This is a genomic window from Microbacterium candidum, from assembly GCF_030315975.1.
In the GTDB taxonomy this organism is placed as follows: Bacteria; Actinomycetota; Actinomycetes; order Actinomycetales; family Microbacteriaceae; genus Microbacterium; species Microbacterium candidum.
Genome location: NZ_JASXSZ010000008.1, coordinates 63,094 through 74,611 on the forward strand (window position 1 = coordinate 63,094; position 11,518 = coordinate 74,611).

Below are 11,518 nucleotides of genomic sequence, written 5' to 3' on the forward strand. Positions count from 1 at the left end.
GCGGATCCCCCCAGCCGCGCGGACGGAAGGAACGCACGTGACCGATATCGATCGCCCGGAAGACGCGGACACCCCAGCACCCGCGGAAGAAGCGCGCAGCACCAGACCCGAGTCCGACGCCGCTACCGCGGAGGCGGCGACGACCGCCAGGCAGGACAGCGCCGACGCTGCCCACGACAGGGCTGACGACGACGCCCCGGCAGAGGCCGGCGCCACCGCGCCGGCGGACGCGAACGGCGACGCGGATGCCGCCGACGTCGAGGAGGATGCCGGGGATGTCGTCGATGACGCCGGCACCGACGTCGCCGACGCGGATGCCGTCGTCGCGGCTCCGGCCGAAGACGCCGTCCCGCCGCAGTACGGCGTCGGTCCCTTCTCGGTGCGCGAGGTCGCCCTGGCGCTCGTCTGGCTCTTCGCGTTCATCACGTCGTTCTTCGACGTGGCCGGCGACCAATCGGTGTGGACGGGAGGGCTCGCGTGGATCCTCACGATCGGCGTGCCGACCGTGGCCGTCTTCCTCATCGTCCTGCGCCGCCTCTCGCCGACCGGGATCCGCCGGGTGGGCTCCCTCGGGATCGACCAGTTCGCCTCCGTCGCCTTCGCGGTCGCGGCCGTCCTGTGGATCCAGGAGATCTGGGCGACGATCGCGAACGCCATGACGACGGGGTTCTGGTCCCACACGTGGGTCATGTGGGTGCAGGCCGTGCTCATGCTCCTCGGCGTCGTGCTCACGGTGGCCGCGAAGTGGCTGCCCGTGATCGGCGACGACTTCCGCTACCGCGTGGAGGTCGTCGCACAGCCGGCGGCCCGACCGACGCGGCCGGTAACGCCCCGTCCCGTTGTCGAACGACCCAAGCCCGTCGAGACCGCCACCATCGACGAGTACGCCGCAGCCGTCCTCGGGACCGATGCGGGTGCCGTCGTCGGCACCGAGACCGTCGCCGAGGCGGCGCACGCCGCGACGTCGGAGCCGGCGGTGCAGGAGAGCCGCAGGCAGACCGACGATGTCCGCAGCGACGCGGAGACCGTCGCGGTTCCGGTCGCCGCGAGCCAGGCCTTCTGGGCTCTCGTGCCGGTCGAGCGCGATGTGGTCGACGAGCATGGCGTTCCGCTCTTCCGCATCGGTCCGACCGCGTGGGCTCTCGTCATCGAGGACCGCGGTTCGACCTACGTCGTCCGCAACGACGACGGCCGCATCGGCTACCTGCGCGACGTCTCCGGTGTCACGCGCGGCTGAGCCCGGGCGTCCGGCCCGGGTGCTCGTCGTCGAGCACGAGGCCGACGCCGGCCTCGGGCTCGTCGGCGAGCGACTGCGCGTCGCGGGCGCGGATGTCACGATCGTCGGGCCCGACGCCGGCGTCGAGGTCCCCGCGACCCTCGAGGGGTTCGACGGGCTGCTCGTGCTCGGCGGCTCGCCGGGGCCGCTCGACGACGAGCGCGCCCCGTGGCTCGTCTCGACCCGGCGTCTGATGCGCGCAGCGCTCGATGACGACGTCCCCCTCCTCGGCGTGTGCCTCGGAGCCCAGCTTCTCGCGGTCGTCGCCGGGGGAGAGGTGGCCCCCGCCGCGCGTGGCGGGGAGGTCGGAGTGAACGCCCTGCAGGCGACGGATGCTGCGGCGTCCGACCCGCTTCTGCACGACCTGCCCGCCGATCTCCGCGCGATGCAGTGGCACTTCCTCGAGGTGCGCGACCTCCCCGCAGGCTCGGTGGCCCTCTGTGCGAGCGATCGCTGCCCGAATCAGGCGTTCCGCGTCGGGGCCGCCGCCTGGGGTCTCCAGTTCCACCTCGAAGCGACAGCGCGCACGGCCATCGACTGGACCGCGACCGGCGCCGACGATCTCGCGATCGCGGGACTGACGGCGGCCGACGTGGTGGCGGACGCCGAGGACGCCGAGGACGAACTGCGCCGCACGTGGTCGGTGGTCGCCGATCGCTGGATCGATGTCGTCCGCCGGTCGGCTGATGACGCCCTCGCGGCGGGGGCCGTGGCCTGAGCCGGTAGCCTGGCAGGATGCTCCGTACGATCGATCTCCGCGGCCGCACGCTCTCTGCGGCCGAATGGCTCGCCGCCGTTCCGCGCGCACAGGCGGCGCGGGACATGGCGCTCGCAGCCGCGGCGGAGATCGTCCATGACGTCGCCGAACGCGGTGAGCAGGCGCTGCGCGAGCAGGCCGAGCGTTTCGACGGCGCATCGGGTCACGCCATCCGTGTGCCGGCCGAGCAGCTCGACGAGGCGCTCGAGGCGCTCGATCCCGAGGTCCGCGTCGCTCTGGAGGCGGCCATCGCGCGCGTGCGCATCGCATCCGCGGCGCAGGTGCCCCCGCCGGTCGTCACGGAGCTCGCCCCGGGCGCGGTCGTCGAGCAGCGCTGGCAGCCGGTTCGCCGTGTGGGCGTGTACGTCCCTGGCGGCAAGGCCGTGTACCCGTCGAGCGTCGCGATGAACGTGGTGCCCGCCCAGGTCGCCGGCGTCGGGCAGATCGCCCTCACCTCGCCCCCTCAGCGCGAGTACGGCGGGCGCGTCCACCCCTCCATCCTCGCCGCCGCACGGATCCTGGGCGTGACCGAGGTCTATGCGATGGGCGGCGCGGGCGCGATCGGCGCCTTCGCCTACGGAGTGGAGAGCCTCGGGCTCGATCCCGTCGACGTCGTCAGCGGACCCGGCAACAACTTCGTCGCCGCGGCGAAGCGTGTCGTCGCTGGCCGCGTCGGCACCGACTCCGAGGCGGGGGCGACGGAGATCGTGATCGTCGCAGATGCGACAGCGGATCCCGACCTCGTCGCGGCCGACCTCGTGAGCCAGGCGGAGCACGACGAACAGGCCTCGGCGGTGCTCGTCACCGACAGCGAGGAGCTCGCCGCGCAGGTCGACCTTCTCACCGCGGCGCGCGCGGCTGCGACGCGCAACGGCGCCCGCGCACTCGAGGCGCTCACCGGCCCGCAGTCCGCCATCGTCCTCGTCGACGACCTCGCGGCAGCGACCGCTTTCAGCAACGCCTACGCGCCCGAGCACCTCGAGCTGCACCTCGCCGACCCGCGGCCGGAGGAGTTCGTCAACGCCGGTGCCGTCTTCGTCGGCTCGTACGCCCCCGTGAGCCTCGGCGACTACCTCGCCGGCAGCAACCACATCCTCCCGACGGGGGGACAGGCGCGCTATGCGTCGGGACTCTCCGCATCCACGTTCCTGCGCCCGCAGCAGGTGATCACGTACGACCGCGAGGCGCTGGCCGCGGTGCGCGATGCGATCGTCACGCTGGCGGACGCAGAGGACCTGCCCGCGCACGGAGAAGCCGTCGAGGCACGATTCGAGGTCTGACATGCACTGCCCGTTCTGCCGTCATCCCGACTCGCGCGTCATCGACTCGCGCACGAGCGACGACGGGCTCAGCATCCGTCGCCGACGCCAATGCCCGGAATGCGGCGGCCGCTTCTCCACGATCGAGACGGCGAGTCTCAACGTCATCAAGCGTTCGGGCGTCGTCGAGCCGTTCAGCCGCGAGAAGGTCATGTCCGGTGTCCGCAAGGCCTGCCAGGGTCGCCCGGTCACCGAGGGCGACCTCGCGGTCCTCGCCCAGTCGGTCGAGGAGGCGGTGCGCCAGACGGGATCGTCGCAGGTCGACACGAACGAGATCGGCCTCGCCATCCTGGGGCCGCTGCGCGAGCTCGACGAGGTCGCGTACCTGCGCTTCGCGAGTGTCTACCAGGCGTTCGACTCGCTCGACGATTTCGAGGCGTCGATCGCGCAGCTGCGCGCCGATCACGCGGCGCGGCTTGACGCCGAGTCGTCGGAGGATGCCGCCTCCCGGTAGCCTGGCGGGGATGTATCCCCTCTTCTTCCGCACGGTTCTGTCGCGCCTCGATCCCGAGTTCGCCCACCACGCGGCGATGGCCGTCATCCGCCTGGCCGGAGTCCCTCCGTTCTCGTGGGCGGCCCGCGGGCTCACGCGGCCGGCGCCCCACCAGCGCACGGACAAGCTCGGGCTGAGCTTCCCGTCGCCCTTCGGGATCGCGGCGGGCTTCGACAAGAACGTCGTCGGCGTGAAGGGCCTTGCGGCGCTCGGCTTCGGCCACGTCGAGATCGGCACGGTGACGGCGATCCCGCAGCCGGGGAACCCCACGCCGCGGCTGTTCCGGCTGATCCCCGATCGCGCCGTCGTCAACCGCATGGGCTTCAACAACGAGGGTGCGGAGGCAGCAGCCCGCCGCCTCGCGAAGCTCCGGCGTCGCAACCGCGATGTGATCGTCGGCGTCAACATCGGCAAGAGCCGCGTGGTCGACGTCGCGGATGCGACGGCCGACTACGTCCGCAGCGCGACACTGCTGGCGCCGCTCGCCGACTACCTCGTCGTGAACGTGTCGTCGCCGAACACTCCCGGACTCCGCGGTCTGCAGGCGGTGGAGACGCTGCGTCCGCTGCTATCCGCGGTGAAGGATGCCGCTGTGCACGCGCCGCTGCTCGTCAAGATCGCCCCCGACCTCCCCGACGATGAGATCGTCGCCATCGCGCAGCTCGCCGTCGACCTGGAACTGGCCGGCATCATCGCGACGAACACCACGATCTCGCGCGAGGGCCTGACCACCGATCCGGCGGTCGTGGCGGCGGCGGGGGAGGGCGGCCTGTCCGGCGCGCCCCTCAAGGAGCGGTCGCTCGCAGTGCTGCGCGTCGTGCGCGCAGCCGTGCCCGACGGATTCTGCGTCGTCTCGGTCGGCGGTGTCGAGACCGCTGCCGATGTGCAGGAGCGGCTGGATGCAGGCGCCGACCTCGTGCAGGGCTACACGGCGTTCCTCTACCGGGGCCCGTTCTGGGGGCGTCAGCTCAACCGCGGTCTCGCCGGCCGCTGAAGACGCTGGCTGAAACGGCGCGCAGAAACGAAGGAAAGGCCCGCCGAAGCGGGCCTTTCCTTGCGGAGATCGAGGCTCAGACCGGGTACTGGCCGCGCTTGACCTGAGGCTTCGGGAGGCGCATGAAGCGCATCTGGATCGTGCGCATGGCGGCGTACCAGCCGATGCCCTTCTCGAGCTTGTTCGCACCGAACTTCGCCTTGACAGCGCTCTTGACGCGCCACGAGACGATGATCATGTCGCCGACCACGAAGGCGATGAAGACCCACAGGCCGATGAAGGCCCAGTACTGCAGACCTCCCACCGGCACGAAGGTCAGCACGATGACGGCGACCATGGCGGGCATGACAGCCTCGCCGAGGTGCCAGCCGGCATCCACGAAGTCGCGTGCGAACCGACGCTGCGGCCCCTTGTCCCGCGCGGGGAGGTAGCGCTCGTCGCCCTCGGCCATGCCGATGCGCGCCTTGTCGCGCTGCCGGGCGAGGTCGGCCTTGGCCGCGGCCTTCGCCTCCTTGGTGTCCGGAACCAGGGGGCGTCGTCGGGCGGCTTCCTGCTCGGCGCGTGTCGGCGTGGGGCGGCCCTTGCCGGACGCGCCGGAGTTCGCAGAGCCGTCGGCGGCACCGCCGGCGGGCGCGTCGTGCGGGGCGGGTGCGGGAGTCTTGGCCACAGTGATCCTCGGTACGTGAAACGGGGTTCCCTTAAGATTACCGGCATGACCTCCACGCTGTCTCGACGGGAGGCGGTCCACGAGGCCGCCGCCGCCGGAATCCCCGCCGCCCTCGCCGATCTCGGAACCCTCGTCCGCATCCCCTCCATCGCCTGGCCCGCCTTCGACCAGACGCAGGTGCGTCGCAGCGCTGAGGCGGTGGCCGCCCTCATCGGGGGAACTGGGGTCTTCGATTCCGTCGAGGTGAAGACCGCCGCCATCCCGGGAACCGACGAGGTCGGTCAGCCGGCCGTCCTCGCGCGTCGGGCCGCCCGCAACGGCCGTCCGACGGTGCTGCTGTACGCCCACCACGATGTGCAGCCTCCTGGAGACGACGCACTGTGGGACACGCCCCCGTTCGAGCCGACGGTCCGCGACGGCCGTCTGTACGGTCGTGGCGCCGCTGATGACAAGGCCGGCATCATGGCGCACGTCGCGTCGATCCGCGCGCTCACCGAGGCGGTCGGCACGGACTTCGACCTCGGCATCTCGATGTTCATCGAGGGGGAGGAGGAGTTCGGCTCGCGCTCCTTCGGGCAGTTCCTCGCCGACAACGCCGACGCGCTGCGCAGCGACGTGATCGTCGTCGCCGACTCCGGCAACTGGGATGCCGTGACCCCGGCGCTGACCGTCTCCCTCCGCGGCAACGCGCGCTTCACCCTCAAGATCCGCACCCTCGAGCACGCCTCGCACTCCGGGATGTTCGGGGGAGCCGTGCCCGACGCGATGATGGCCGCCGTGAAGCTCCTCGCGACGATGTGGGATGCAGACGGCGCGGTGGCGGTCGCAGGCCTCACGCAGCGCGATGCCGAGACCCCCGAATACACGGAGGACACCCTCCGCTCCGAGGCGGGCCTGCCCGCCGGTGTGAGCCCCGTCGGAACCGGGACGATCCTCAGCCGCATCTGGAACAAGCCGTCGATCACCATCACGGGCATCGACCACACGTCCGTCGCCGCGGCGTCCAACACGCTCGCGCCGGAGGTGTCGGTCGTGATCAGCTCTCGCGTCGCCCCCGGCCAGTCCGCGAAGGATGCGTACGAGGCGATCGCGGCGCATCTGCGCGCCCACGCGCCGTGGGGCGCCGAACTGGAGTTCTCCGACATCGACTGCGGTGACGCGTTCTTGGTCGACACGAGCGGCTGGGCCGTCGCCGACGCGCGCGCCGCCCTCGCCGAGGGATACGGCGTGGACCCCGTCGACATCGGCGTCGGAGGCTCCATTCCGTTCATCGCAGACCTCGTTCGCGAGTTCCCCGGGGCGCAGATCCTCGTGACCGGCGTCGAAGACCCGCACGCGCGAGCGCACAGCCCGAACGAGTCCCTGCACCTCGAGACATTCCGTCACGCGGTGCTTGCCGAGGCGCTCCTGCTCGAGAGCCTCGACGCCCGCGAGGCGTAGACTCGAGACATCCCGTCCGAAGGAGCATCATGACCGACACCGCACTGTCGACCGAGACGACCACGAACGCACACGGCGTGCTGCTCACCGACGCGGCCGCCGACAAGGTCAAGAGCCTGCTCGAGCAGGAGGGGCGCGACGACCTTCGACTGCGCGTGGCGGTTCAGCCGGGCGGATGCTCGGGCCTGATCTACCAGCTCTACTTCGACGAGCGGTACCTCGACGGCGACAACACCGTGGAGTTCGACGGCGTCGAGGTCATCGTCGACGACATGAGCGTCCCGTACCTGGATGGTGCCACGATCGACTTCAAGGACACCATCTCGGAGCAGGGTTTCACGATCGACAACCCCAACGCCTCGGGCAGCTGCGCCTGCGGCGACAGCTTCCACTGACGTCCTGGAAGCACCGGCCGCTGGAGCCCGCCAGACGGCGGCCGGTGCTTCGCTGTGCCCGGAATTCCGCGCACATCGACCCTCATCGGCTGGGCGAATGACCCGAATCAGGTGAGAGGTTGCCCTAGACTGGCGACATCAGTTCTCTGTCCTCGGAAAGGTGCACCGTGCACTCGAAACGACGCCTCCGCTGGGCCGTCATCCCGGTCGGCATCGCAACGGCTGTCGCCCTCGCCGGCTGCAGCTCGACGCAGCTGAACGGCTTCCTGCCCGGCTTCGCAGACCCGAAGGCGCCCCCGGCCACGAATCACACCGAGATGGTCTCCGGCCTCTGGGTGAACTCCTGGATCGTCCTGCTCGGCGTCGGCATCGTCACGTGGGGCCTCATGCTCTGGGCGATGGTCGCGTACCGCCGCCGCAAGGGTCAGGTCGGCCTTCCCGTCCAGCTGCGGTACAACATGCCGATCGAGATCTTCTACACGATCGTGCCGCTGATCCTCGTCCTGGGCATGTTCGCCTTCACGGCGCGCGACCAGAACGTCATCGAGACGGTGGACGCGCACCCCGACGTCAACGTCGTGGCGATCGCGAAGCAGTGGGCGTGGGATTTCCAGTACAACGGCACAGAGGCCGACCACTCCGACGCGGTCTGGTCGATGGGCGTTCAGGCGCAGCCGAACGAGGTCAACGGCGACGTCGACCAGTCGAAGCTTCCGACGCTGTACCTGCCGGTGAACAAGACGGTCCGCATCGACCTTCAGTCGCGCGACGTCATCCACTCCTTCTGGATCATCGACTTCCTCTACAAGAAGGACATGTACATCGGCCGCGACAACTCGTGGTCGTTCACCCCGACGCGCGAAGGCACCTACGCCGGCAAGTGCGCCGAGCTCTGCGGCGAGTACCACTCGGCGATGCTCTTCAACGTGAAGGTCGTCAGCGAGGCCGAGTACGAGCAGCACCTGTCCGACCTGCGCGACGCGGGTCAGACCGGAGACATCACCAAGGCCTATGACCGGTTGAACAACGTTCCCGGCACGGGCGCGAGCACCGAGGGAGGCAAGTGATCATGGCGACGACGCTTCCGCTTCAGGAGAAGTCCCAGGGTCGGCCGACGACCCTTCCGCCTCGACAGGCTGCGCTGCTGAGCGCGTCGCGCGTCGATCAGAAGGGCAACATCGTCGTCAAGTGGATCACCTCCACCGACCACAAGACGATCGGCTACATGTACCTGATCGCCTCGGTGATCTTCTTCATGCTGGGCGGCGTGATGGCTCTCATCATCCGCGCTGAACTCTTCGAGCCGGGCATGCAGATCATCCCGACCAAGGAGCAGTACAACCAGCTGTTCACGATGCACGGCACGATCATGCTGCTCATGTTCGCGACGCCGCTGTTCGCGGGCTTCGCGAACGCGGTCCTGCCGCTGCAGATCGGTGCACCCGATGTCGCGTTCCCGCGTCTGAACGCGTTCGCCTTCTGGCTGTTCCTGTTCGGCTCGACGATCGCCGTCGCCGGCTTCCTCACCCCGCAGGGCGCCGCCGGGTTCGGCTGGTTCGCCTATCAACCGCTGGCGAGCATCACGTTCTCACCAGGCGCGGGCGGAAACCTCTGGATGCTCGGCCTTGCCATGAGCGGCTTCGGAACGATCCTCGGCGCTGTGAACTTCATCACCACGATCATCACGATGCGCGCACCGGGCATGACGATGTGGCGCATGCCGATCTTCTCCTGGAACACGCTCATCACGAGCATCCTGATCCTCATGGCGTTCCCGGTTCTCGCTGCGGCGCTCCTCGGCGCAGCGGCCGACCGCGTGCTCGGCGCCCACGTGTACGACCCGCACAACGGCGGCGTCCTGCTGTGGGAGCACCTGTTCTGGTTCTTCGGACACCCCGAGGTGTACATCATCGCGCTGCCGTTCTTCGGCATCATCTCCGAGGTTCTGCCGGTCTTCAGCCGCAAGCCGATCTTCGGGTACAAGACCCTCGTCTACGCGACGATCTCGATCGCGGCGCTGTCGGTCGCGGTGTGGGCGCACCACATGTACGTGACCGGCGCGGTCCTGCTGCCGTTCTTCGCGCTGATGACCATGCTCATCGCTGTGCCGACCGGTGTGAAGATCTTCAACTGGATCGGCACGATGTGGCGAGGATCCGTGACCTTCGAGACACCGATGGTGTTCGCGCTCGGCTTCCTCGTGTCGTTCGTCTTCGGTGGTCTGACCGGCGTCATCCTCGCCGCGCCGCCCCTGGACTTCCACCTCTCCGACTCGTACTTCGTCGTGGCGCACTTCCATTACGTGGTGTTCGGAACCGTCGTGTTCGCGATGTTCTCCGGCTTCTACTTCTGGTGGCCGAAGTGGACAGGGCGCATGCTCAACGAGCGCCTCGGCATGATCCACTTCTGGATGCTGTTCATCGGCTTCCACATGACGTTCCTCATCCAGCACTGGCTGGGTGTCGACGGGATGCCTCGCCGGTACGCGGACTACGCCGCGTCCGACGGCTTCACGTGGATGAACCAGGTCTCGACCATCGGTGCGATGATCCTGGGCGCCTCGATGATCCCGTTCCTGCTGAACGTCTGGGTGACCGCGCGCAAGGCGCCGAGGGTGACCGTGAACGATCCGTGGGGCTACGGCGCATCGCTCGAGTGGGCGACGTCGTGCCCGCCGCCGCGGCACAACTTCACGTCGATCCCGCGCATCCGCTCGGAGCGCCCGGCCTTCGACCTGAACCACCCGGAGGCCGCCGAGTTCCCGGTCGCCGCCCCCGCAACCGTGGCCGTGGCAGGAGAGGCGAAGTAAATGCGCACCAACGTCGGACTCTGGTGGATCCTCGTCGGCTTCTTCCTGCTCGTCGCGGGGATGTACACGGTGTGGAACATCATCGAGCACGGTCAGCCGGAATGGGTCGGCACGGTCGCGCTGCTGTTCACCGCCTTCATGTCGGGCCTCATCGCCTTCTACATGCAGCGCGTCCACAACGCGCAGGGCGGCGAGCTGCCCGAGGACCGTTTGACGGCCGACATCGATGACGGCGACCCCGAGCTCGGCGAGTTCTCGCCGTGGTCGTGGTGGCCCATCGTGCTCGCGTTCGCCGCGGCGCTCGGCATGATCGGCCTCGCGGTCGGCACATGGATGTTCCCCATCGGCATCGGCGTGTTCGTCGTGGCCATCGTGGGCTGGGTCTTCGAGTACTACCGCGGTTACTTCGCACGCTGAGGTCGACCGCTGCGCCTGATTGCAGCGGCTGCTTCTGACACCGGCCGCTTCCGCTCTGAGAACCAGGACGCCGCTTTCGCGGCATCCTGGGGAGCGGGAGTGGCCGATGGCGTTGGTGGAGGGCCGGCGGGCGATCTCGCGTCTGCGGCCTTCCTGCGGCGTCTGGCGGCCGCGCACGTCGACGTGCGGGACGAAGACGACCTGCATGAGCGCCTGCGCGGCGCGAACTGGGATCTGCGGGCCCATGTGGTGCGCGATCCCTCGCTCGAGGGGATGGCGACGACCTTCACCGGCATCGTCGTGGCGCGCGGCGGCGGCATCCTGCTCGGCCACTCCGGCGACTCGCGCGCGTATCGGCTGCGCGGCGGTACCGTCACCCGTCAGACCCGCGACGACTCCCTCGTGCAAGCGCTGGTGGACAACGGGATCATCGCGCCCGAGGATGCCGCATCCCACCCGCGACGCAACATCGTCACCGCATCCCTCACCGGTGACGAGAACGACCGCATCGGCGTGGCACGCGCCGACGCCGTCGCCGGCGATCGCTGGATGTTCTGCAGCGACGGGCTCTCGGACTACGTCGCCGAGGATCGCATCGTCGCGACCCTCGCGCGCCCGCTGAAGCCGCGCAGAGCGGCGCAGGAGCTCGTCTCCATCGCGCTGGCCGCGCGGACGCACGACAACGTCACGGTCGTGGTGTGCGACGTCGCGGACGGCGAACCGGATGCGGGGGAGCGACCGCAGTTCTACGGCGCGGCTGCGGGGCTCTTCGCGGAGGAGCTGGAAGACCTGGGCGAGCTCGACTGAGTGCGCCGAGCGATACCTGTACGGCGATCTGTACGGCGCCGTGCGGCCGTTCGGCACCGCAGCGCGCCGCGTCGGAGCACGGTCGGCCATGGTGCAGAGTCTGCGCCCGCGCAGCGCCATGCGCCATCCGGCAGCGCTGGCCGG

General features: G+C 69.6%; 12 protein-coding genes. 11 read left to right on the top strand and 1 reads right to left on the bottom strand.

What is annotated here, in order from left to right:
- Positions 1-37 precede the first annotated feature (37 nt).
- Genes QSV35_RS19030 through QSV35_RS19050 form a run of 5 tightly spaced genes read left to right on the top strand, consistent with a single transcriptional unit; the run spans position 38 to position 4,839 of the window.
- The gene (locus QSV35_RS19030) at positions 38-1,237 is read left to right on the top strand and encodes a hypothetical protein (RefSeq protein ID WP_286290541.1); all 1,200 of its coding nucleotides are present in this window, start codon (positions 38-40) and stop codon (positions 1,235-1,237) included.
- Complete coding sequence (locus QSV35_RS19035) at positions 1,221-1,994, top strand: type 1 glutamine amidotransferase (protein ID WP_286290543.1); 774 nt, start codon at positions 1,221-1,223, stop codon at positions 1,992-1,994. Before QSV35_RS19030 ends, QSV35_RS19035 begins: the two co-directional genes overlap by 17 nt.
- A gap of 17 nt (positions 1,995-2,011) precedes the next feature.
- Positions 2,012-3,313, top strand: a complete 1,302-nt coding sequence (gene hisD, locus QSV35_RS19040) for a histidinol dehydrogenase (protein ID WP_286290544.1) — start codon at positions 2,012-2,014, stop codon at positions 3,311-3,313.
- Between the two features lies 1 nt (position 3,314).
- Positions 3,315-3,806 (top strand): transcriptional regulator NrdR, encoded by a 492-nt coding sequence (gene nrdR, locus QSV35_RS19045; RefSeq protein ID WP_286290545.1) that lies wholly within the window; start codon positions 3,315-3,317, stop codon positions 3,804-3,806.
- A gap of 10 nt (positions 3,807-3,816) precedes the next feature.
- A complete protein-coding gene (locus tag QSV35_RS19050) occupies positions 3,817-4,839 on the top strand; it encodes a quinone-dependent dihydroorotate dehydrogenase (RefSeq protein ID WP_286290546.1) in 1,023 nt (340 codons plus the stop codon).
- A gap of 76 nt (positions 4,840-4,915) precedes the next feature.
- On the opposite strand, the gene QSV35_RS19055 is transcribed toward QSV35_RS19050, so the two are convergent.
- Positions 4,916-5,506, bottom strand: coding sequence for a DUF3043 domain-containing protein (locus QSV35_RS19055; protein ID WP_286290547.1), 591 nt, complete (start codon positions 5,504-5,506; stop codon positions 4,916-4,918).
- Positions 5,507-5,551: 45 nt separating this feature from the next.
- Between QSV35_RS19055 and QSV35_RS19060 the strand changes: the two genes are divergently transcribed.
- The 6 genes from QSV35_RS19060 to QSV35_RS19085 all read left to right on the top strand — a co-directional run bounded on the left by QSV35_RS19060 (position 5,552) and on the right by QSV35_RS19085 (position 11,374).
- Positions 5,552-6,946 carry a dipeptidase gene (locus QSV35_RS19060; protein WP_286290548.1) on the top strand — a complete coding sequence of 465 codons (1,395 nt, stop codon included), beginning with the start codon at positions 5,552-5,554 and terminating at the stop codon, positions 6,944-6,946.
- 29 nt (positions 6,947-6,975) lie between these two features.
- Positions 6,976-7,341: an iron-sulfur cluster insertion protein ErpA gene (gene erpA / locus QSV35_RS19065; protein WP_286290549.1), complete on the top strand. Its 366-nt coding sequence runs from the start codon at positions 6,976-6,978 to the stop codon at positions 7,339-7,341.
- A 167-nt stretch (positions 7,342-7,508) separates the two neighbouring features.
- The gene (ctaC, locus tag QSV35_RS19070; protein ID WP_286290550.1) at positions 7,509-8,408 is read left to right on the top strand and encodes an aa3-type cytochrome oxidase subunit II; all 900 of its coding nucleotides are present in this window, start codon (positions 7,509-7,511) and stop codon (positions 8,406-8,408) included.
- Positions 8,409-8,410: 2 nt separating this feature from the next.
- Positions 8,411-10,150 carry an aa3-type cytochrome oxidase subunit I gene (ctaD, locus tag QSV35_RS19075; RefSeq protein ID WP_286290551.1) on the top strand — a complete coding sequence of 580 codons (1,740 nt, stop codon included), beginning with the start codon at positions 8,411-8,413 and terminating at the stop codon, positions 10,148-10,150.
- Entirely contained in the window at positions 10,151-10,567 is a 417-nt protein-coding gene (locus QSV35_RS19080; protein ID WP_286290552.1) for a cytochrome c oxidase subunit 4, read from the top strand.
- An 18-nt stretch (positions 10,568-10,585) separates the two neighbouring features.
- On the top strand, positions 10,586-11,374 hold the full coding sequence (locus tag QSV35_RS19085; RefSeq protein ID WP_353618992.1) for a PP2C family protein-serine/threonine phosphatase: 789 nt from the start codon (positions 10,586-10,588) through the stop codon (positions 11,372-11,374).
- The last annotated feature ends 144 nt before the right edge of the window (positions 11,375-11,518 follow it).